This is a genomic window from Klebsiella sp. GG_Kp146, assembly GCF_040061975.1.
Lineage (GTDB): Bacteria > Pseudomonadota > Gammaproteobacteria > Enterobacterales > Enterobacteriaceae > Klebsiella > Klebsiella quasipneumoniae.
In genome coordinates this window covers 69,327-88,982 of sequence record NZ_JBEAHA010000007.1, presented here as the reverse complement: position 1 = coordinate 88,982, position 19,656 = coordinate 69,327, and the positions used below count along the sequence as shown (strand labels likewise).

The following is a 19,656-nucleotide window of genomic DNA, read 5'->3' as shown; positions in this document are numbered from 1 at the left end:
ATAATTTTGAATTTGTGACCCACTCATTTGGAAATTTTATTAATTTCCTGTTAACTAATTTCTTTCAATTAGTTAACAGGATGAAAAATGAGAATGAGTGTCAAACAGTTACGCGCGTTTTTAGCGGTAGCTCACACTCTCAATTTCGCCCACGCCAGCGAAAGGCTGAATCTGTCGCAGCCAGCTCTCAGCCTGACCATCAAAGGGTTGGAGGAGGCGCTGGGGGGCGCGCTGCTGCAGCGCAGCACCCGCAAAGTGACCCTCACCCAGGAGGGGGAACTCTTTCTGCCGATGGCCCGTCAGCTGCTGGCCGACTGGGATAACGTCGAGGAGGCGATGCGTCAGAGCTTTACCCTGCAGCGGGGCAAAATCTCGGTCGCCGCGATGCCGTCGTTCGCCGCCAACGTTCTGCCGGAGGCGCTGAAAGCCTTCCGCGACCGCTATGCCGGGGTGAACGTCACGGTGCATGACGTGATAAATGAGCAGGTGATCGAGATGGTGCGCGAGGGGCGGGTGGAAATGGGTATCGCTTTCGAGCCATCGCCCAGCCACAACCTGCTGTTTACCCCGCTGGCGGTGGACCGCTTCGTGGCGATCGTTCCCCGGCAATCGCCGCTGGCGAAGAAAAAAAAGCTCACCTGGCAGGAGCTGTTAACCCTCGACTTTATTACCCTCCAGCGCCCTTCGGCGGTGCGCCTGATGCTGGAGGAGGCGCTGGCGCGCAGCGGGCGTCAGCTGGATGTGGCCCTGGAGAGCCATCAGCTGGTGACGGTGGGGAGAATGGTGGCCAGCGGGCTGGGGGGCAGCGCGGTGCCTGCGCTATGTAAAACGCAGATGGCCTCGCTGGGGGCGGTGTGCATTCCGCTTAGCGATCCGCCGATTGAAAAGTGCGTTGGGGCGATTTATGCCGGACATCTGCCGCTGTCGAAGGCGGCGCAGGCGCTGCTGGATACGCTGAAAGGGTTTTTACCCAGCTGAGGCGGGCGGGAGGCAAAAAAAAACCGGCCCGCGGGCCGGTTTGATAATCAGATTTTGCAGGCGTCGCCGCAATCGTCATCGGCAACGATCGCCTGGGCTTTTTTGTCCGCTTCTTCCAGACGCTCCGCGTTGCGCTCTTCCGCTTCATCCAGGCCGCTGAAGACCAGGTTGTCGAGATCAATTTCCATAAGTTACCTATCGTTGCTGGTTTTGGATCAGCGTCAAGTATAGGGTAAAACCGCCCGCGGATGTACCCGCGCTTCCAGCCGAACGCACAGAGCGTTAAGTCGCTGGGCGGCGGGCATCACCTACCATAATTAACCGTTGACAGGATGGCGTTAATTTTAATTATCGTCGGCAGAACAATTTTCTGCCGCAATATTAAATGAAAGGACAACAAAGGTGTAATTAAGCGTTGACGAATATCTTTTATGTTAATATGGCCGCGATTATGGATGAATCTATGGATCTTAATCAATGGGACATACTGTTGCAGGCGCCATCAAAGAATGGCGTAAACATAATAAAGTGATCGGTCAGGTCAAAATAAACTATAAAAAAATTTTACGAAAATGCAGAGAGCTCTCGCTCGCAGGAGGTAAGTACAGAGAATATCAAGGACTTTGCGCCAAATATCAGTGCGCGCGGTTGACCGCCGTAACCCAGGGGCTGGTGCCTTTCGAGGATAAACCCTTTAAGGCCTATCTTAATAAACGGATGTCAAAACGGCGCAAGCTGGATATTGCCCACGGTTCGCTGAATTTTATCGAGAAAACATTTCAGCCGGATGTGCTGCCGCAGCTCTATACCGTGGCGGATTTTGGCCGGGCGATGTTTGCTATTCCTTTGAAAAATGGCGATAAGCTTGACGTTAAGCTGCTGGCGTCGCCGTTTCAGGAGGAGGGGGAACTGATGCTGCAGCTGTTTCTCGGCGACCGTCGCGTCTATAGCGTCTGTTTTTCCTGTACCGACGATGGCCGCGCCTATATCGGCGGTATTCAGGGCGGGAAAGATATCACCAATGAAGAGGTGAAGGCGCTGACCAAAGAGCTGCATGGCGCGCGGCCGAAAAATATCATCATGAGCGTGCTGTATGGTTTCTTAGGCTATTTCAACATCACCACGGTCTACGCGATCGATTCCGATTACCACGTGAAAAGCGATCTGGTGAAAGCCAGTTACTCATCGCTGTGGCTGGAAATGGGCGGTGAGAAACAGGCTCGCGGCTGGTATAAACTGCCGGCGCAAGAGATCAAAAAAAGTATTGAAGAGGTGAAAAGTAAACACCGCAGCCAGTTTATTAAGCGCGAAGGCATTAAAGAGCTGATTCAGCTCGATATGGCCAACGCCCTGCGGCAAATCACCTTGCGTTCGCGGGTGAATTAACGCCTCTTATACGTCAGGCGGACAGCAGGGGGCTGTTGTCCGCCTGACGATATCCTCTCTTTACTGGCCGCTTTCGCCGACCGGCGGCGACGCGGAGGCGGCGAGCAGCGGGGCGCTACGCCACCACACCATCAGCGCGACCAGCGCGATAACGCTCAGCACCCCGAAGGCGGTGGCAAAGGAGTAGCGTCCGGCGATAGCGCCGGTTAACGCCGGACTCATCGCCGCCCCGGCCCCCTGCATCAGCATCACCACGCTCTGTCCGGCGTTGACGTGCCCGCTGCCGCGCAGCAGAGAGACGATAAAGCTGGGCACCGCCACCCCCAAAATCCCTGCCGCCAGACCATCAAGAATTTGCACCGGGACCATCATCTCCGGGGCGTCGCTGGAGGCCGCCAGCGCCGCGCGGATGGGCATGATCAGCAGCGCCAGCAGAATGCATCTCCAGTAACCATATTTGTCGATGCTGCCGGCGACCCGAATGGCCACCGGGATCATCACCACCTGCGAAATAATTACCGTGGCGGCGGCAAACAGCCCCGGATTGAGGTGTCCCGGCGCGGCGGCGATCCGCATGCTCAGCATCGGCAACAGCGCGGCGTTGGCGAGATGGAACAGCATCAGGGTCACGCCGGCGATCAGCAGCGGCGTATGGCGGAACAGGATGGCAAACCCAGGCAGCGCGGGCGGGACGGCCGACTCGAGGCCGCGGGCGGCGTCATCGTCGATATCGCTGCCGCGGATCGCCAGCAGGGCGATGAGGGTGAACAGGGTGGTACCGGCCATCAGAATGAAAATACCGCCGATGCCCCAGTACCAGGCGATGGCCCCGGCAATCAGCGCGGTGAAGAAATTCCCCGCGTGGTTGAAGGCTTCGTTTTTGCCCATCTGGGCGCTAAAGCCGCGCTGTCGGGTCAGCCCAAGGGTGATCCCGGCGATTAACGGTCCGACAAAGGCCGCGCAGATCCCGCTGGCGACTTGCGAAAGGGCCACCACGCTGGTCTTCTGACTGAACCAGAGCAGCAGGGTGGTGAGGGTTATCACCAGGCAGACCACGGCCAGCAGCACGCGCTTATGCCGCGAGGTGTCGGTGATGAAGCCGGCGGGCAGGGTCGCCAGCAGGCCAGCAACGCCGCCGATGGTCATCAACAGGCCGATATCCTCCGCCTGCCAATGACGCTGGGTGAGAAAGATCCCCAGAAACGGCCCAAGGCCGTCGCGAACGTCGGCGATAAAGAAGCTGGTCAAACATAAAGCCCGCAGTGAACGAAGCGACATTTTCTACCTTTAGCATGAGCGATCCGCGGATCAGCGGCGGACCAGGGCGGTCATGGCGTGCGCCACGGATAATGGCCGGGATCGGACCCGGCAGAGAGCGTCATCCTTTATCGCACCGTTCGATGAAAGCAAAATGTCCCGCTGTCTTCGGGTAACGTGGCAATGCAACATACCTGCTCGTCGCGGCTTCCGCCAGAGGTCTACGAAAGTTCTGTAACGGGGCAACCGCGCCGCAGCCTGCGCCGCGGGGCTATCAGCGTTCGTCTGCTTTAACGATCTGCAGCGCGGCGGGATTCGCCACGCTGCCGCTGGCGGTGACGAACCCCGGATGGACGGCCTCGCCGCTGACGCTGTCCACCAGCGCAATATGCGGCGCGCTGTGCAGCACCTGCTGGTGGCCCCATTCCATCAGGGCGAACAGCACCAGCGCCAGGCTACGGCTTTTATCGGTGAGAACATATTCATAGCGCTCGCGAGCCCCCGCTTCCCGGTAGGGGACTTTGCGGAGCAATCCCATTTCGGTCATCGTTTTCAACCGGGTGGTGAGCGTCTGGCGGGTGATATGGGTATGCGTCTGCATCGTTTCAAAGCGCGTCACACCGTAAAACGCCTCGCGGAGGATCAGCAGCACCCAGCGGTCGCCGAGTATTTTGGCTCCTTCCGCCAGGCCGCACAGCTCCGGATCGAGGTAGGGCAGTGATTTATTTTTTGACATCGCGAGATCGACCTTCTACTCTGAGTTTGAATTTTAGACTTAGATGCGAAGGAGCATAGCGTGCCATTTGTTAACGTGCAAACCATTAAAGGGATCATGACCGCGGAACAGAAAAGTGAGCTGCTGCGGCGGATGACCGATCTGCTGGTGGAGATTGAGGGGCAGAGCGATCCGCAGTTCCGCCAGTCGGTATGGATCCGCATTGATGAACATGACCCGGAACAGTGGAGCCTCGGGGGCGTCCAGCCGACGGCCGCGATGATTGCGGCTAAATTCGCCGCGGCGCGGCGCGACTGATCCCCTGAATAAACCGGGCTGCGAAGCCCGCCCCGGCGATCTGGCGCAGAAGAGGAGTCAGATCGCCGGGTAATATTGCTATTCGCTATGGTGCAAAAGCGTATTTTGCGGCTAAGGTAACGGTCAGGGAACCCAACAAACAGGGCGCGATGCCAGACGGCCAGCCTGGCGCCACTCTCACACCGGTGAAAACAACGGATGTCTACAGAACAGATGCTGCCGCTGGCGGCGCAGAACAAAAATATCATCCGCCTGGCCGCCGCTCAGGCGCTGGCCGGCGCCAACTCGGTGGTGTTCTACGCCACCGGCGCTATCGTCGGCAATACCCTCGCCCCCAGCCCGTCGCTGGCCACGCTGCCGATCACCCTGTTTGTGCTGGGGATGGCGGCCTCGATTTTGCCTTTCGGCGCGCTGGCGCGAAAGCGGGGCCGCAAAGCCGCGTTTATGGCCGGTACCGGCGCCGGGGTGGTCACCGGTCTGGCGGCCGCTCTGGCGGTGGTGCTGGGCTCTTTTCTGCTGTTTTGCTTCGCCGCGATGCTCGGCGGCGCCTATGCCGCGGTGGCGCTCAGTTTTCGCTTTGCCGCCACCGACGGCGTCGCTCCGGAACGTCGCGCCCGCGCGCTGTCGCTGGTGATGGGCGGCGGCGTGGCCGCCGGGATCATTGGCCCGATGCTGGTCACCGGCACCATGCACCTCTGGCCGACCCATACCTTCGCCTTCACCTTTCTCGCTCAGGCGCTGGTGGCGGCGCTCGCCGCCATTCTGCTGGCAGGCGTGACGTCGGCAGAGCCCGCGGCGGCCAGCGTGCGCGGAGGGCGGCCGCTGCGCGAGATTATCCGCCAGCCGGGCTTCGCCACCACGGTGTTCAGCGGGGCGGTGGCCTATATGGTGATGAATTTTCTGATGACCGCCGCGCCGCTCTCCATGCATATGCACGGTCTTTCCCAGCAGGCCGCCAACCTCGGGATCCAGTGGCATGTGATGGCGATGTACGGCCCGGGATTTGTCACCGGCCGGTTGATCCAGCGCTTCGGCGCCGTGCGCATGGCGGCGGCGGGATTGCTGATCACCGGCGCGTCGGTGGCGGTCGGTCTCAGCGGCGTCGGGGTATATCATTACTGGCTGTCGCTGATTTTGCTCGGCATCGGCTGGAACTTTGGCTTCACCGGCGCCTCGGCGAAAATCATCGATTTCCACCGCCCGGAAGAGAAGACCCAGGTGCAGTCGCTCAACGATTTTCTGGTCTTCGGCGTGATGATCGTGGGTTCGTTTTCGTCCGGCGTTCTGCTCAACGCCTTCGGCTGGAACGCGGTGCTGTGGGGCTCTCTGGTGCCGGTGGGGCTGGCGCTGTTCACCCTGCCGCTGCGCCCCTTATCGCCACCCCGCGCTTAGCGCCTGGTCTGCCGCTGCGCGGGCCGTCTTTTTGCGCTTTTCGCAAATGCGTTGCCGAACTTTATCAAAGCCAGCGCGTGGGAAAACGTCACATACGCGACATGCTGTAGTAATGTCTACAGCATGAGAATGCATCTCCTGACCCTCAACCTGACGATGTCTCAAGCCGCTGAACCCTGAAGAGCACGTCAGCACGCGGGTGACCTTCGACGTTCTGGCCCGACGCAGTGCTCTGGAGGCCGCGATCCCCGATACCCTGGGGCGGCTTATCCACTTCCTGGACGTCGGTGGGGTACCGACCCCGGAGGCGGCGGGAGTGGAGAGTGTGCTTGCAGGGCTGCGGGAAACCATTACGGACGATCACCAACTGCTGGCGGCAGCCTGCTCGCTGTTCGACGGCCTACTGAGATCCTGTGAAATGAGGTCTGGCAATCATGAGCAAAACGGTGGTTCTTCCGCAGAGTGACAGTCCTTCCGTCGTCGCCTCCGTCTCCTTCTGGCAGGCCTTTCGCTTCTGGCTGAAGCTCGGCTTTATCAGCTTCGGCGGGCCTGCCGGGCAGATCGCCATGATGCACCAGGAGCTGGTGGATAACCGCCGCTGGATCTCGGAAGGACGATTCCTGCACGCGCTCAACTTTTGTATGGTCCTGCCCGGCCCGGAGGCGCAGCAGCTGGCGACCTATATCGGCTGGCTGATGCATAAAACCTGGGGAGGCGTCATCGCCGGGGTGCTGTTTATTTTGCCCTCGCTGGCGTTACTCATCGCGCTGGGGTGGATCTACCTCGTCTGGGGAGATGTCGCAGTGGTGGCGGGGATTTTTTATGGCATCAAACCCGCCGTGGCGGCGATCGTGCTGCAGGCGGCGCACCGCATCGGCTCGCGGGCGCTGAAAAATGGCGCCTACTGGGCCATCGCCGCCGCTGCCTTTGTCGCTATTTTTGCGCTGAACGTTCCTTTTCCGCTGATCGTCCTGACCGCGGCGATCGTCGGGTTTATCGGCGGATGGATGGCGCCGGCGACATTCGGCAAAGCGGACGCCCACCGTGCGCAGAGTCATCCCGGCGGGGCCGCCATCATTGATGACGCGACGCCGATCCCGGCCCATGCCATTTTCAGCTGGCGGCGTACCTCTCAGGTGCTGATCGCCGGGATGCTGCTGTGGCTGGTGCCGATGGCCGCCCTGGCGCTAATGCTGGGCTGGGCGCATCCGCTGACTCAGATGAGCTGGTTCTTTACCAAAGCCGCGCTGATGACCTTTGGCGGGGCATATGCCGTCTTACCTTATGTTTACCAGGGGGCGGTGACCCACTATGGCTGGCTGACGGCAGGACAGATGATGGACGGCCTCGCCCTTGGGGAATCCACCCCCGGGCCGTTAATCATGGTGGTGACCTTTGTCGGGTTTGTCGGCGGCTACACCAAAGCGGTATTGGGCGTTGATGATGTGCTGCTGGGGGGCATCGCGGCGGCGTGCCTGGTGACATGGTTTACCTTTTTGCCCTCGTTTATCTTTATTCTCGCCGGCGGGCCGTTTATTGAAACCACGCATAATAAAGTGGGATTTACCGCGCCGTTGACTGCTATCACCGCCGCGGTGGTGGGCGTTATCCTGAATCTGGCGCTGTTTTTTATCTGGCATAGCGTCTGGGGACCATCCGGTTTCGACCCATGGTCTGCGGCCATTGCTCTCGCCGCCGCCGGGCTGCTGTTTCGCTATAAGTGGAAGCTGACCTGGGTGCTGGCCGCCGCCGCCGCGGTGGGCCTTATCGTCCATATGGCGGGACTGTCCGGCGCAGGATAAGGTCGGCGTCAGGCTGAGAGAAATGTCGCCAGATGCGGTAGCGGGGAAGAGGCCAGTGCCTGTGCAGGCCCTGGCCGGATGGGGAGCACTTCTTTAACTACGGGAGGCTCCACCGCGAGATGCAATTGACAATATTGTTCAACTCCTTCTTTAAGCATCTTAATAATCATTAGCAGCATGGGTAAGTACGGAACGAACTTAACAAGCAGTGAGCCTGTAGATCCGTCAAGCAGCGTCAGCGCGGCATCCACTTTCTTTTTCCATGTTTTGTTATATTCCACGCAAAAATTCTTTACATCGGCTGGCTGCGTTGAACGGGCAATCTGTTCGAGTTCTTCGATGGCGTTGAGTGCCGCTTTTATTTTCTCAATATCAGTTTGTTGTGTCATGTTAGCCTCGTAGTAACAGGAGAAAGAGGATTAACTCATTTTTACTTCCAGGTTTGTGGCTTAAAGAAAAGCCACGGTAAGGTGTAATCGTACAGCGCTTTCACCGGCACTACGGATAAGTGGAAATGCTTATCGTGCGGGCTGGCGCTATGGTAATCGCGCCATACCCATGGCTGGACAGAAGCGCTAATAATATGTTTGTTCCAGATAATGTATTTAATTCGTTTGTCTTTGCTGTCGACCAGTGCATTGACAATCGCCTGAGCATCACACCCCTGAGCGGGATCGTGCGTAATATCGATAGCCGTAACCACACCAATATTTCCATCCAACACCTGTGGGTTATGATCCGAGTTGGTGTGGGCATGATGTTCATCACCAATGGTGCCATCGCTGGCCTTATTGCGGTGCGGAGCATATTGATTAATCTGATCTCTGAGTATCAGCAGACTCTTTGCGACACGCCATACCATGTTATTTACCCTCCGGATTGAAACAGGGGTTTGAGCTGACCGGTTCTGCGCCAGGAACCATGTCCTGATAAACCGGAGATGGGGGGAGAGGATCGACTACTGTATCCGCTTTCACGCTGTTGACTTGTTGCTTCTTCAGGTTCTTCACTTGCAAAAGATAATTAAGGATAGCGTTCCAGAACGCAGACCCGCCGCTCGCCATCAAGCCAATACATAATGTCATCAGATCCGGGTGTTTAAAGGCCGAAAAACTGCCGGCGACGAAGGGTTGCGTCAAAAACCCCGTCACAATTCCGGCCCCCACCGCTAATAGCTGCAGGGCAGATTTGCGTTTTCCTTCTATGACTGGATCCTGCTTTTCCAGATTAAGCCAGGGAAAATACCCTTTAATAATCTCTACCACTCTTTCCGAGGCGATACTAATGGCGATCAGCATCGTAATGATGTTTTCAAGTTGCGAAGAAATGGCATCGCTCATATCACCCTCACTATTTCTGTGTTGAATAAAAATAAATGACAACGTTTTTAACAAGTGTTTACTGCACAGGAATAATTCCTGGCGGGTAAGTTTCACGGTCATTTTTTATTGTTCAGGTAGGCAAGGGGCAAGTGATAATTTAATGATCGCGAATAATAAACTATTTGCCAGTACCTGCCAGAAATGACAATTTAACTCGAGAGCAATATTGAACCGTGAATTTAACCCGCGATAATAAATTTATCGTCGCTTTTTTGATGAGTATAACGGAGGAAACAGAGACGCCACTCATTCATATGAATGAGTGGCGTAAAAAAACTCGCCGTGCGGGCAGGGGGAAGAGAGACGGGCCCGCTCCGCGTTAGCCCGCACGCGGAGCGGAGCGGGGCGATCAGGTCGCGGGAGTTTCGCGGGTGGCCCGCGCCAGCGGGTTGCTGTCCAGTTCCAGCTGGTCGCGCAGCGCCCAGCCGCGCAGCTTGCCGGGGTTAAGCAATCCCGCGGGGTCGAGAGATTGTTTCACCGCCACCACGTCAGGGCGAATCACCCCTTGTTTGCCGTCCTCAACCTGCAGCACGTGGGGGTTATTAATTTTGACGTCGTTATCGCGAAATATCTGCATGATCGCGTTGAGACGTTCGGGCGTGGTATAGCGCACCAGCTGCAGACCGCTGGCGGTGAGGTTGCCTTCGATATCGCGCAGAAATTCAATATGGGACATCACCTCCCCGGCGAAATGCTGTTCCATCTGTAAAATTTGCTGCGGATAGCGCTGCGGATCAAACGCGGTCTGCAGATAGGTCAGCGTATTGTCCACCTTGAGCGCATGCAGGGTGGTGTGGTTCCAGCAGTATTCCATTAACGAGCCATTGTGCGCCCGGGCCTCATCGCTGGCCTGGCGGATGGCGTTGGCCCCGCGATGGCGCTGTAACAGGCTGGCGCACACGCCTTCGCTCTCTTCGGCGATCAGGCTGATAACCGCATGCTGCCCGGCGCGGTAACGATCGTTGAGGTGGCTAAAATAGTCAGCGATCGGGGTGGCCAGCAGCGCGACCTGGCGCTTCACCAGCCCCGGCGAGCGGACGCAGGCGTTGGCATAGTTCAGGGCATCGGCGAAATCGTCAAACACGTCCAGGCGTTCTATCCACTGGTGCACGGGAGCCAGCGCCAGCTCAACCTCGAGAATGATGCCGTTGGTGCCGTAGGCATGATGCAGCAGCAGCGCTTCGGGAGCCGGGACGGTCAGTACGCGAGGGACCGGCTCGACGGTCATCACTTTGACGCTGAGCACATTGCCGGGCGCCGCCAGCGGCCCATAGTTGATGGAGCCGATGCCGCCGAACCCGCCGCCGTAGAGGCCGCCCAGGCTCGCCAGTCGATAGGTCGACGGCATACAGCGCAGCTCCCAGCCCGTCGGGCGGGCGGCGGTTTCGATGTCCGCCAGGCGAATACCGGCTTGGGCCCTCACCGTGCCGTTGCCGAGGGCGACGATCTGGTTGAGCCCGGTCATATCCACCAGCATCCCTCCTTCGAGAGGGACCAGCTGTCCGTAGTTGCCGGTGGCGCTGCCGCGCAAGGTCAGCGGCAGCTGATGCTGCGCGCAGGCGGCGACCAGCTGGCGCAGCTCCTCTTCATCGCGCGGGCGAACCACCGCGTCCGCCTGTTTTCCCGCCAGCTGCTCGGCGAGTACCGGACTGAACCAGTGAAAATCGCGGGAAAGCCGTTTGAGTTTCGCCGGCTGCAGGGTCCACTCCAGCGCCGGGAGTGCCTGCTGGATCGCCGCGACCGCTTGTTGCCGCTGTTCATCAGTCATCATTCTTTTTCCTGTTCGTCAGCAAAACATTAATGAGATTGCACGGCTTCGCTTTCATGCCAGGCGCTGAGCGCCCGGCGCGAGACCCAGGACATCACGCCGAACAGCGCGATCCCGGCGAGAGAGATCAGCAGCAGCGCGGCAAACATCAGCGGGATATCCAGCTGGTAGCCGGCCTGCAGGATCTGATAGGCCAGCCCGGTATTGGTCCCGCCAGTGCCGGCGACAAACTCCGCCACCACCGCGCCAATCAGCGACAGCCCGCTGGAAATACGCAGCGCGCCGAAGAAATAGGGCAGCGCCGAGGGGATACGCAGCCGCACCAGGGTCTGCCAGCGGCTGGCGTGATTGAGGCGGAAATAGCTCAGCAGGCCGGGGGAGACGCTGCGCAGTCCCTGGGTGGTATTGGAGATGATGGGGAAGACCGCCATCAGGGTGGCGCACACCACCAGCGAGAGGGTGGCGTCCTTTACCCAGATGATGATCAGCGGGGCGATGGCGACGATCGGCGTCACCTGCAAAAACACGATGTAGGGAAACAGGGCGGTCTCCACAAAGCGGTTCTGCACCAGGATAAACGCCACGGCGGCGCCGATGACAATCGACAGCAGAAACGAGATCAGGGTGATCTTGAGAGTGAACAGCAGCGCCAGCAGCAGCGGCGTGAGATGCGTCCACAGGCTGTCCAGCATCACCAGCGGCGACGGCACCAGAAAGGCCGGGATGCGGAAATAGCTTACCGCGCCCTGCCAGAGGAGCACCACCGCCACCGCGACGAGGGTCGGATAGAGAATTTTGAGAAAACGCGGATGCTGGATCCACGGCGTTGAGGTTGTGGTCTTCATATTATGGCTCCATACCGGACTGGCTGGCCTGCAACAGACTGTCCTGCAGCTGACGGGCATACAGGGAAAATGCCGGACTGACGCGGAACGCCTCGCTGCGCGGGAACGGCTCCCGGATGGCGATATCTTCCACCACCCGTCCGGGACGGGCCGCCATCATGATCACCCGCTGCGAGAGAAACACCGCTTCGTGGATCGAGTGGGTGACGAAGACCACCGTCAGATTCTGCTCCTGCCACAGGCGCAGCAGATCGCTGTCGAGCTTGTTCCGCGTAATTTCATCCAGCGCGCCGAAGGGCTCATCCATCAGCAGCAGCTTTGGCCGGGTGACCAGGCCGCGGGCGATGGAGACGCGCATTTGCATGCCGCCGGAGAGTTCGCGCGGCAGGACGTCGGCGAACTTGCCCAGCCCCACCAGCTCAAGGACTTCACTCACCCGGGTATTCCCCTCCGCCCGCGGCACGCCGGCCAGATCCAGCGGCAGCCTGACGTTATTGCGCACGCTGCTCCAGGGCATCAGGGTGGCCTCCTGAAAGACGAACGAGAGCGGATGCTGCGCTTTTTCCCGGCTGTCGCGCCGCCACAGCATCAGCTTGCCGTCGCTGGGCTCCACCAGGCCGGCGACCATCTTCAGCAGCGTACTCTTACCGCAGCCGGACGGGCCGAGCAGGGTAATGAACTCCCCCTGGTTGATGGTCAGGTTAACGGGCAGCAGCGCCCGGGTGCCGTTGCTGTAGATCTTCTCCGCCGACAGCACCTCGATGGCCGGCGTGGCGGAGGCTGGCATAAAGCGGGTGTCGCTCATCACGGTCAGTTTCGGGGCGGTATTCATGGCATCACTCCGGCGTCTTTGACCATCTCCAGGGTGTAAGTCTGCTCAAACGGCACCTTGCTGGCGTCGATCAGTTTGTTTTTCACCAGCATGTCCCAGGTTTTCTTCAACCGCGGCTCGGTGATGATGCCGATGCCGCCGGTCATGGCGTCGCCGCCGGTCACCAGCTGGTACTGCTTCATCTGGGCAATGCCAAAGGCGATCTGCTCGGCGCTCATTTGCGGGTTCGCTTTGCCGATCAGGTTGTTGCCGGGACCAGGATCCTGCAGGTAGCTTTTCCACCCTTCCATGGAGGCTTTGACGAAGGCCGCCACCGCCGCCGGACGTTTGCGGATGGTGTCCGCCATACAGATAATCGAGTTGCCGTAGGGCGGGTAGCCCCAGTCGCTGAGCGGATAGACATAGAACGGCTGCCCGCCTTTGGCGACGGAGAACGGCTCGGAGGTCACGTAGCCCTGCTGCACCAGATTTTTATCGGCGAGGAACGGCTGGACGTTAAAGGTATAGGGGCGCACTTTGCTGCCAGCCAGACCCAGCTCGCTCTTCGCCCACGGCCAGAAGGAGGTATAGGCCTCGGTGGCGAGCAGGAAGGTTTTGTCTTTAAGCTCCGCCGGGTTGCTCACTTTGTCATGAGTGATAAACACCGTCGGCGAGTGCTGGAACACGGTGGCGACGGTTACCGCATGCACCCCGGCCTGCCAGGTCTCCAGCGCCTGGCCGTTGTCGCCAAGGGTGCAGTCCGCCTGGCCGGCCGCCATCAGCTGCATGACGTTGATCTGCGGGCCGCCCATTTTAATTTCGACATCAAGTCCGGCGTGCTTATACAGCCCGGTGGCCTGGGCCTGGTAAAAACCGCCATGCTCCGCCTGAGCATACCAGTTGGTGAGAAACGTGAACTTCTCCGCCGCGACGCAGGAGGCTGAGGCCGCGAGGGCGGCCACGGTCAGCAGGGTAAAAACTGGCGTTGATCTGGTATTCATCAGGGCTCCTTGGATTCAGCAGCGAAAGAGGGTGGTAGGGACTGCACAAAGCCGTGCCAGTGCTGTTTGCCCCAGGTCGGTTCGCGACGTTCGACCCAGGCCATGCGGTGGATCTCGATGATTGCCTGCGCCCAGCTGGCGGCGAGGGAGTCGAGAAGCCCTTCGCCTTGCTCCCGCGTCGCCGGGGTTGGGTCGCCAATCACCCCGCTGGGGCCAAAGTCATAGGACGCCCACGCCGCCGCAGGACGGCCTTTCGACAGGGTCGGGCAGGGGAATTCCGGCGGGAAGTTGGCGACCGCTCGCTCCATATGAACGCACTCCGGCGCCAGCGCCAGCATCAGCGCCGTTTCGCTATGCCCGGCGTGCATTGCCATCCGCTGTTCATGCGGGCTGAGGAACTGTTTTTCGCAGTTGGGCACGTTGAACACGTCGTGCGGGATGGCGATGAAATCCCCGTGGCGCAGGCGCATTTCCCGGCAGGCGATCTGCAGGATCTGCGGCTGGCCGCCGTGGCCGTTGATCATCAGCAGCTTGCGAAAACCGGCCCGATAGAGGGATTCGGCGATCTCCAGCAGGGTATGCAGCAGGGTGTCGCCGCTGAGGGTCAGGGTGCCGGGAAAATGCAGATGCTCTTCTGACTTACCGTAGACGATCGGCGGGATGGCGTAGGCCGGGATCGCCGCCGGCAGCCGGGCGAGGGCATGGCCCGCCACGCCGGAGGAGATCACGCTGTCCACCGAGCAGGGCAGATGGGGGCCGTGCTGTTCAATCGCCCCGGTGGGGAGGACGATAACCGTATTGCTTTTATCCGGCAGGGCGGCCACGTCCGTCCAGCTCAGAAAAGGGAGAAAGCGCGCTGCAGGAATGTAACCGTTAATCATCGCGGTGCCTCGGAGTGAATTGGCTGGGGTAACCAGACGGTTGCTTCGACTTCAATCAATACCGTGGCGTCGGGCAGCATTTCGCTGACCTGCACCACGGTGGATACGGGCGGCTGGTCGGGATAAAACAGCTTCCTGACCCGGCTGTAATAGGGAAAATGGTCAAGGTTGCGAAAGTACTGCACCAGCTTGATAACGTCGCTCATCTGCCCCCCCGCGGACGCCACGGTGCGGCGGATGCTTTCCAGTACGTACCAGCTCTGGGCGAGGATCGGCCCCTGCTTCGCATCGGTTGAAAATTCCCCGGTCGCCCCCAGCAGCTCCCGCACCGGCTCAGGCACATCCTGAAAGCCGTTGACGATGGTGCCGGTCAGGGGATTGACCGGAATAATGCCGGAGAGAAAAATAAAATCGCCGGCTCTGCGCCAGGCGGCATACCGCGCCAGCGGCGCCCCCGCGCCTGCTTCAAGACTCATGTGCCATCTCCTCCTGCCACACTCGCCGGTGGGTTAACCTGCCATGGTTAACCACCAGACGGGCGGCGCTGTTTAAAGGCCAGGTAAAACGGTCGCTACCCGGGAAAATCACCACGCTGGCCGCCGCCCCGACGGCAAAAGGGGCCGCGTCTGCCGGCGAACCGGTTAGCGCCGCGCGATCGCAGATCAGCCGAGACTGCCGGTCGAACGGGTCGCTGAGCTGGGCGCTGAACAGGCCGCAGGCCAGGGTGTCCAGCGGGTCGTAGCTTCCCGCCGGACAAAAGGCGTCCTGTACGTTGTCGCACCCAAGCAGGGTGGCCACGCCGACGGCCTGCGCCTCGTGCAGCAGGGTGATCCCCCGCTGGCGCGGCGTGCGGCCGAACGTCGCATCCTGCAGCAGCAGGTTGGTCATCGGCAGGGCGATAAGGGTGACGCCGTGCGCCGCCAGCTGGCGCAGGATCAGCGCCGCCTGCGCGTCGCTGCCGGCGGCCAGCGCGCAGCCGTGGCTGCAGCAGATATGCCCGGGGAATGGGTGGCGGGAGAGATGATCCGCCAGCCAGGTCAGCCCCTGAGACACCTTGCTGAGCTCCTCATCGATATGCAAATCCAGATCCAGTTCCCAGCGGGCCGCGCTGCGCAGCAGGTTTGCCATGGCGGCGGCGTCCCAGTTGGAGGAGTGAATGAAGCCCCCCAGCAGGCAGCGCTCCCCGCTGTTGGCGACCGTCCGGGCAATGGCCTCGGCGTCCGCCGGATCGCGAAACAGGGGCAGCGGGACCAGCGCCACCCGTTCCAGGGTGATGCCGCCGGTATCGAGACGGGCGATCTCCTGCCAGGCGTCCGGCGCGTCGGCGGTAAACCAGTCGATATGGCTGCGTAAATGGGTCACGCCATTTGCGGCCGCCCGGGCCAGCGCGGCGGACGCCCGACGTTGAATATCCGCCCTGGTCCAGTGTCGGCGATCCTCGTGCATGGCGTGGATCGCCGCCAGCAGCCCGGCCTGCGCTGGACGGCAGCGTTCAATGGTAAAGGTTTTGTCCAGATGGGCATGGGGTTCCACCAGGCCGGGGAGCGTCAGGGCCCCCGCCAGGTCCCACAGGCCGGGAGCCGGCTCGACGGACGGCGTCACGGCGGCGATCCGTCCATCGCGAAAGGCCAGGTCCGCCAGCCGCGGTTCATCGTTGGCCTGCGTCGGCCAGCCGTCGGGCAGCGCCCAGGCCGGAAGTCGGGCGCGGCTGATGCCGGCGAGCGGCGCGCAAGAGGAGGGGAACGTCATCGTCAGTCTCCTCACAGATCCAAAACCAGACCCGGCGATTTCGCCCGCGAACAGCAGAGTGTGATCTGGTCGTTGCCGGCTTTCTCCTCCGCCGTCAGCACGCTGTCCCGGTGCTCGGGGAGCCCGTCGAGAACCCCGGTAATACACGATCCGCACATTCCCTGTTCGCAGGAGAGCATCACCTCCACCCCGGCGTGCTGTAATACCTGAGCAATGGTTTGATCCGCGGCGACCTGCAGACGCTGCCCGCTGGAGGCCAGCTCAATATAAAATGCGTTGTTCGCCGCGATATTATTTTCCGCCGCGGGAGTAAAGCGCTCGAATACGAATTGCGACGGCGACCAGCGATATTCCTCCATGACTGACCGCAGTCGCTGAATAAAGCCCTCCGGGCCGCAGGCCACCACTGCGGTATCAGGGTGGGGCGTGGTTAAGCATTCGGGGATCCGCTGGCGAAACGACGCGCCTTCCTCGCTGCAGTGGATCGCCACCGTGCCGCTCGCGGCCAGCTGGGCCAGGCGCGATGTGAAGGCCGTCTGGCGCGAGCTGGCGACATAATAATGCAGCTCCAGCGCCCCTTTTCTGGCGGCAATCGCTTCGGCCATCGCCAGCAAAGGCGTGATGCCGATGCCGCCGGCAAACAGCAGGTAGCGCCCGGCCTCCGGCAGGGGAAAATGGTTACGCGGCGACGATATGGAGAGCCGATCGCCGTGTTTGAGCTGCTGGTGCAAATAGCGTGAGCCGCCGGTGGACGCGTCCGTCAGCCGGACGCAAACTTCATAATGATTACCGCGGTCAGGCATGCCGCACAGGGAATATTGCCGCGGGCCAACGCCGGGAATAATAATATCGATATGCGCCCCGGCGGAGTAGGCCGGTAATATTTCCCCGGCCGCCGCCTGCAATATTAAAGATAGATTTCCCTCGCCGTTGGGGCGTATTTCCCCCACCGAGACCGAAATAAGATCGTGGCTGTGCATTACCGTTTTCTCTCCCTCAATCCGCTGTCTGCAGGGCGGCCAGGGGCAGCGAAGGGATACCCGCTCCTTCGCGGTGACTGTCCGGCGTGCAAAAATGGATGAAACGATCGTTTCTCCGCTATGAATGCTACGGTATTGTGATAAAACTGTTGCGTCCAGAGCTTTGATTCGCACAACCCGTTGCAAAAAAGAGAGCACCCAAACGATGTTTGCCTTCTCCCGATTTCTGCTCTATTTCACCGAAGTGGCCCGTCAGGGGTCGTTTCGTAAAGCGTCAGAGGCGCTGCATGTGTCTGCGTCTTCTATTGACCGTCAGATTTTGCGCGTGGAACAGGAGCTGGCGATGCCGCTCTTCGAGCGCCATCCCACCGGGCTGCGGCTGACCGCCGCCGGGGAGCTGCTGCTGCACGCGGCCAATAACTGGAAAAAGGACTTTACCCGGGTCTGCGAGCAGCTGGATGACCTGCGCGGACTGCGGCGGGGGCATGTGCGCATCGCCACTATCGATGCCATTAACCGACATTTCTTTTCGACGATGCTTAAAGAGGTGCACAAACATTATCCCAACATCTCTTTTACATTGACCACCATCAACAATATCCACATCCAGCAGGCGCTGATCTCCGGCGAGGCGGATTTCGGCATCATGCTCAATCCGCAGACCTCCCGCGAACTGCAGGTGCGGGCGTTTGCCGAAATGAATATGGGGATCGTAGTGCCGACCGGCCATCCGCTGGCCAGCCGCAGCGCTGTGCGCTTTAGCCAGTGCATCGACTACCCGTTTATCCTGCCATCCGCCCCGTTGATGATCAGCGAACCGGTGGAGGCGCTGGTGAACATCAGCGGCAACGAGGTGAAGGAGGTGGCGGTATCGAATAACATCCACATGATCCGCACCCTGATCAAAGAGCAGATGGGCATCGGCATCCTGTGCCGGCTGGATATTCTCGATGAGATCGAGTCCGGCCAGCTGGCGTTTGTGCCGCTAACCGATCCGCAGCTTAAGCCTTTCACCCTGGCGCTATGCGTCTCGCCCGCCCGCCAGCTTTCCCTTGCCGCCTCGATGATGCTGAACCAGCTGGAGATGCTCTTCAGCCAGCTGTGAGAGACCGGACAGGCACTAAAATCATTCATCAACGCACCAAAGTGGTGCATTTATTGTGTGCATGAATCAAAGGTTGCATGCCCAAGGGCGGCGGCGCAGGCGATTTTTCGCGGCCGCTCGCGGGCCATCAAATCTGGCATTGTTTTTGTATAGCTGAGTGTGAGTAGAAGCGGTCAGTACGGGTTATCCATACGGGACATTGCTCAGTCACCATGTCGCGGTTCAATGTTGACCGGGATGGGAGGCTGAGCCACATTCGCTCGCTCCCCCTCCCGGCGTAAAGAGGAGAGGGATAATGAAAACAGGCGCACGCCTTCCCCGGGGTTTACGCTGGCTGGGCCTGATGGCCCTCGGCGGTGTCTCGCTGGCCGTTCAGGCCGAGGAAAAAATCGTTCTGCTGACCTCCTGGTACGCTCAGGCGGAGCAGGGGGGTTATTATCAGGCTCAGGCTACTGGGCTGTACAAAAAATATGGTCTCGACGTCGAGATCCGCTCCGGCGGACCGCAGGTCAACGGCATGCAGTTGCTGTTGTCCAAGCGGGCCGATGTGATCATCGGTTACGATCTGCAGCTGCTGGAAGGCATTCAGCGCGGCTTCCAGGCGAAAGCCATTGCCGCGCCCTTTCAGTACGATCCCCAGGGGCTGCTGACCCACGCCGATGTAAGCTCCCTGCAGGGGCTGAAAGACAAAACCATTCTGGTCTCCAGCTCCGGTCAGGCGACATGGTGGCCGTGGCTGAAGGCGCAATACCAGCTGAGCGACGCTCAGGTTCGCCCCTATACCTTCAATATTCAACCCTTTGTCGTCGACGACGCTGTCGCCCAGCAGGCCTATGTCAGCTCCGAGGTGTTCCAGGTGCAGAAGGCCGGGGTGAAGGCGAACTTCTTCCTCTTTTCTGAGCATGGTTACCCTCCCTATGGCGGTATTCTCATCGCCCGCCCGGACACCATCGCTGAGCGTAAAGCGGCGATGGCGAAGTTTGTCCGCGCCTCAATGGAGGGTTGGGTGAGCTATCTCAAGGATCCGGCGCCGGGAAATGCGCTGATTAAGCAGGACAACCCGAAAATGACCGACGATCTGCTCGCCTGGGGCGTGACCCAGATCCGTGAGCATCACCTGATCGACGGCGGGGATGCCGCCAGCCAGGGCTGGGGGACGATGACCGACGCCCGCTGGCAGAAGACGCGCGACTTTATGGTCAGCGCCGGTCTGCTGGCGGCGGCCACCGACTGGAAACAGGCCTATACCACCGACTTTGTCCAGACCATGCAGGTTAAACCCTGAG

At 60.1% G+C, this 19,656-nt stretch carries 21 protein-coding genes and 1 pseudogene; 8 read left to right on the top strand and 14 right to left on the bottom strand.

Annotated elements, in window-relative coordinates; translation table 11 throughout:
- Positions 1 to 87 precede the first annotated feature (87 nt).
- The gene (locus ABLU95_RS09265; RefSeq protein ID WP_023290006.1) at positions 88 to 978 is read left to right on the top strand and encodes a LysR family transcriptional regulator; all 891 of its coding nucleotides are present in this window, start codon (positions 88 to 90) and stop codon (positions 976 to 978) included.
- Positions 979 to 1,025: 47 nt separating this feature from the next.
- Here the strand turns inward: ABLU95_RS09265 and ABLU95_RS09260 are convergent, their stop codons facing one another.
- Positions 1,026 to 1,166, bottom strand: coding sequence for a hypothetical protein (locus tag ABLU95_RS09260; protein ID WP_002908189.1), 141 nt, complete (start codon positions 1,164 to 1,166; stop codon positions 1,026 to 1,028).
- Positions 1,167 to 1,455: 289 nt separating this feature from the next.
- Between ABLU95_RS09260 and ABLU95_RS09255 the strand changes: the two genes are divergently transcribed.
- Positions 1,456 to 2,364, top strand: a complete 909-nt coding sequence (locus tag ABLU95_RS09255) for a DUF535 family protein (protein ID WP_032453173.1) — start codon at positions 1,456 to 1,458, stop codon at positions 2,362 to 2,364.
- A gap of 60 nt (positions 2,365 to 2,424) precedes the next feature.
- On the opposite strand, the gene ABLU95_RS09250 is transcribed toward ABLU95_RS09255, so the two are convergent.
- Both ABLU95_RS09250 and ABLU95_RS09245 read right to left on the bottom strand, forming a co-directional pair.
- The gene (locus ABLU95_RS09250) at positions 2,425 to 3,642 is read right to left on the bottom strand and encodes an MFS transporter (RefSeq protein ID WP_065881439.1); all 1,218 of its coding nucleotides are present in this window, start codon (positions 3,640 to 3,642) and stop codon (positions 2,425 to 2,427) included.
- 253 nt (positions 3,643 to 3,895) lie between these two features.
- Positions 3,896 to 4,357 (bottom strand): helix-turn-helix domain-containing protein, encoded by a 462-nt coding sequence (locus ABLU95_RS09245; protein WP_023290003.1) that lies wholly within the window; start codon positions 4,355 to 4,357, stop codon positions 3,896 to 3,898.
- A 60-nt stretch (positions 4,358 to 4,417) separates the two neighbouring features.
- Between ABLU95_RS09245 and ABLU95_RS09240 the strand changes: the two genes are divergently transcribed.
- The 4 genes and pseudogenes from ABLU95_RS09240 (at position 4,418) to chrA (ending at position 7,848) form a co-directional block, all read left to right on the top strand.
- Positions 4,418 to 4,654, top strand: a complete 237-nt coding sequence (locus ABLU95_RS09240) for a tautomerase family protein (protein ID WP_289552230.1) — start codon at positions 4,418 to 4,420, stop codon at positions 4,652 to 4,654.
- A 198-nt stretch (positions 4,655 to 4,852) separates the two neighbouring features.
- Positions 4,853 to 6,046, top strand: coding sequence for an MFS transporter (locus tag ABLU95_RS09235; protein ID WP_226650512.1), 1,194 nt, complete (start codon positions 4,853 to 4,855; stop codon positions 6,044 to 6,046).
- Between the two features lie 184 nt (positions 6,047 to 6,230).
- Positions 6,231 to 6,512: pseudogene (locus ABLU95_RS09230) on the top strand (chromate resistance protein ChrB domain-containing protein); the annotation flags it as partial.
- A complete protein-coding gene (gene chrA / locus ABLU95_RS09225; protein WP_136070135.1) occupies positions 6,481 to 7,848 on the top strand; it encodes a chromate efflux transporter in 1,368 nt (455 codons plus the stop codon). The pseudogene ABLU95_RS09230 and the gene chrA, both read left to right, overlap by 32 nt.
- Before the next feature lie 8 nt (positions 7,849 to 7,856).
- Here the strand turns inward: chrA and ABLU95_RS09220 are convergent, their stop codons facing one another.
- The 11 genes from ABLU95_RS09220 to ABLU95_RS09170 form a co-directional block, all read right to left on the bottom strand.
- Positions 7,857 to 8,237 carry a hypothetical protein gene (locus ABLU95_RS09220; protein WP_289552235.1) on the bottom strand — a complete coding sequence of 127 codons (381 nt, stop codon included), beginning with the start codon at positions 8,235 to 8,237 and terminating at the stop codon, positions 7,857 to 7,859.
- A gap of 41 nt (positions 8,238 to 8,278) precedes the next feature.
- Entirely contained in the window at positions 8,279 to 8,710 is a 432-nt protein-coding gene (locus ABLU95_RS09215; RefSeq protein ID WP_348879287.1) for a hypothetical protein, read from the bottom strand.
- Between the two features lies 1 nt (position 8,711).
- Positions 8,712 to 9,188, bottom strand: a complete 477-nt coding sequence (locus ABLU95_RS09210; RefSeq protein ID WP_348879286.1) for a hypothetical protein — start codon at positions 9,186 to 9,188, stop codon at positions 8,712 to 8,714.
- Between the two features lie 391 nt (positions 9,189 to 9,579).
- Positions 9,580 to 11,001 (bottom strand): FAD-binding oxidoreductase, encoded by a 1,422-nt coding sequence (locus ABLU95_RS09205; RefSeq protein ID WP_049014250.1) that lies wholly within the window; start codon positions 10,999 to 11,001, stop codon positions 9,580 to 9,582.
- A gap of 26 nt (positions 11,002 to 11,027) precedes the next feature.
- Positions 11,028 to 11,843 carry an ABC transporter permease gene (locus tag ABLU95_RS09200; RefSeq protein ID WP_023289996.1) on the bottom strand — a complete coding sequence of 272 codons (816 nt, stop codon included), beginning with the start codon at positions 11,841 to 11,843 and terminating at the stop codon, positions 11,028 to 11,030.
- Between the two features lies 1 nt (position 11,844).
- Positions 11,845 to 12,675 (bottom strand): ABC transporter ATP-binding protein, encoded by an 831-nt coding sequence (locus tag ABLU95_RS09195; protein WP_065881457.1) that lies wholly within the window; start codon positions 12,673 to 12,675, stop codon positions 11,845 to 11,847.
- Positions 12,672 to 13,655: an ABC transporter substrate-binding protein gene (locus tag ABLU95_RS09190; protein ID WP_048335919.1), complete on the bottom strand. Its 984-nt coding sequence runs from the start codon at positions 13,653 to 13,655 to the stop codon at positions 12,672 to 12,674. Before ABLU95_RS09190 ends, ABLU95_RS09195 begins: the two co-directional genes overlap by 4 nt.
- Complete coding sequence (locus ABLU95_RS09185; protein WP_032453162.1) at positions 13,655 to 14,536, bottom strand: creatininase family protein; 882 nt, start codon at positions 14,534 to 14,536, stop codon at positions 13,655 to 13,657. The genes ABLU95_RS09190 and ABLU95_RS09185 overlap by 1 nt, the downstream gene beginning before the upstream one ends.
- A complete protein-coding gene (locus ABLU95_RS09180; protein ID WP_016161230.1) occupies positions 14,533 to 15,012 on the bottom strand; it encodes a RidA family protein in 480 nt (159 codons plus the stop codon). The genes ABLU95_RS09185 and ABLU95_RS09180 overlap by 4 nt, the downstream gene beginning before the upstream one ends.
- Positions 15,002 to 16,285, bottom strand: a complete 1,284-nt coding sequence (locus tag ABLU95_RS09175) for a cytosine deaminase (RefSeq protein WP_102004547.1) — start codon at positions 16,283 to 16,285, stop codon at positions 15,002 to 15,004. Before ABLU95_RS09175 ends, ABLU95_RS09180 begins: the two co-directional genes overlap by 11 nt.
- 11 nt (positions 16,286 to 16,296) lie before the next feature.
- Complete coding sequence (locus ABLU95_RS09170; protein ID WP_065812963.1) at positions 16,297 to 17,265, bottom strand: PDR/VanB family oxidoreductase; 969 nt, start codon at positions 17,263 to 17,265, stop codon at positions 16,297 to 16,299.
- Positions 17,266 to 17,470: 205 nt separating this feature from the next.
- Here ABLU95_RS09170 and ABLU95_RS09165 point away from each other — a divergent pair, with 205 nt between their 5' ends.
- Both ABLU95_RS09165 and ABLU95_RS09160 read left to right on the top strand, forming a co-directional pair.
- Positions 17,471 to 18,370, top strand: coding sequence for a LysR family transcriptional regulator (locus tag ABLU95_RS09165; RefSeq protein ID WP_004202952.1), 900 nt, complete (start codon positions 17,471 to 17,473; stop codon positions 18,368 to 18,370).
- 295 nt (positions 18,371 to 18,665) lie between these two features.
- Positions 18,666 to 19,655 (top strand): ABC transporter substrate-binding protein, encoded by a 990-nt coding sequence (locus tag ABLU95_RS09160; RefSeq protein WP_048335915.1) that lies wholly within the window; start codon positions 18,666 to 18,668, stop codon positions 19,653 to 19,655.
- The last annotated feature ends 1 nt before the right edge of the window (position 19,656 follow it).

Coding starts and splice junctions, on each gene's coding strand:
- ABLU95_RS09265 (WP_023290006.1), top strand. CDS start 88: ATGAGAATGAGTGTCAAACAGTTACGCGCGTTTTTAGCGGTAGCTCAC.
- ABLU95_RS09260 (WP_002908189.1), bottom strand. CDS start 1,166: ATGGAAATTGATCTCGACAACCTGGTCTTCAGCGGCCTGGATGAAGCG.
- ABLU95_RS09255 (WP_032453173.1), top strand. CDS start 1,456: ATGGGACATACTGTTGCAGGCGCCATCAAAGAATGGCGTAAACATAAT.
- ABLU95_RS09250 (WP_065881439.1), bottom strand. CDS start 3,642: ATGTCGCTTCGTTCACTGCGGGCTTTATGTTTGACCAGCTTCTTTATC.
- ABLU95_RS09245 (WP_023290003.1), bottom strand. CDS start 4,357: ATGTCAAAAAATAAATCACTGCCCTACCTCGATCCGGAGCTGTGCGGC.
- ABLU95_RS09235 (WP_226650512.1), top strand. CDS start 4,853: ATGTCTACAGAACAGATGCTGCCGCTGGCGGCGCAGAACAAAAATATC.
- chrA (WP_136070135.1), top strand. CDS start 6,481: ATGAGCAAAACGGTGGTTCTTCCGCAGAGTGACAGTCCTTCCGTCGTC.
- ABLU95_RS09220 (WP_289552235.1), bottom strand. CDS start 8,237: ATGACACAACAAACTGATATTGAGAAAATAAAAGCGGCACTCAACGCC.
- ABLU95_RS09215 (WP_348879287.1), bottom strand. CDS start 8,710: ATGGTATGGCGTGTCGCAAAGAGTCTGCTGATACTCAGAGATCAGATT.
- ABLU95_RS09210 (WP_348879286.1), bottom strand. CDS start 9,188: ATGAGCGATGCCATTTCTTCGCAACTTGAAAACATCATTACGATGCTG.
- ABLU95_RS09205 (WP_049014250.1), bottom strand. CDS start 11,001: ATGATGACTGATGAACAGCGGCAACAAGCGGTCGCGGCGATCCAGCAG.
- ABLU95_RS09200 (WP_023289996.1), bottom strand. CDS start 11,843: ATGAAGACCACAACCTCAACGCCGTGGATCCAGCATCCGCGTTTTCTC.
- ABLU95_RS09195 (WP_065881457.1), bottom strand. CDS start 12,675: ATGAATACCGCCCCGAAACTGACCGTGATGAGCGACACCCGCTTTATG.
- ABLU95_RS09190 (WP_048335919.1), bottom strand. CDS start 13,655: ATGAATACCAGATCAACGCCAGTTTTTACCCTGCTGACCGTGGCCGCC.
- ABLU95_RS09185 (WP_032453162.1), bottom strand. CDS start 14,536: ATGATTAACGGTTACATTCCTGCAGCGCGCTTTCTCCCTTTTCTGAGC.
- ABLU95_RS09180 (WP_016161230.1), bottom strand. CDS start 15,012: ATGAGTCTTGAAGCAGGCGCGGGGGCGCCGCTGGCGCGGTATGCCGCC.
- ABLU95_RS09175 (WP_102004547.1), bottom strand. CDS start 16,285: ATGACGTTCCCCTCCTCTTGCGCGCCGCTCGCCGGCATCAGCCGCGCC.
- ABLU95_RS09170 (WP_065812963.1), bottom strand. CDS start 17,265: ATGCACAGCCACGATCTTATTTCGGTCTCGGTGGGGGAAATACGCCCC.
- ABLU95_RS09165 (WP_004202952.1), top strand. CDS start 17,471: ATGTTTGCCTTCTCCCGATTTCTGCTCTATTTCACCGAAGTGGCCCGT.
- ABLU95_RS09160 (WP_048335915.1), top strand. CDS start 18,666: ATGAAAACAGGCGCACGCCTTCCCCGGGGTTTACGCTGGCTGGGCCTG.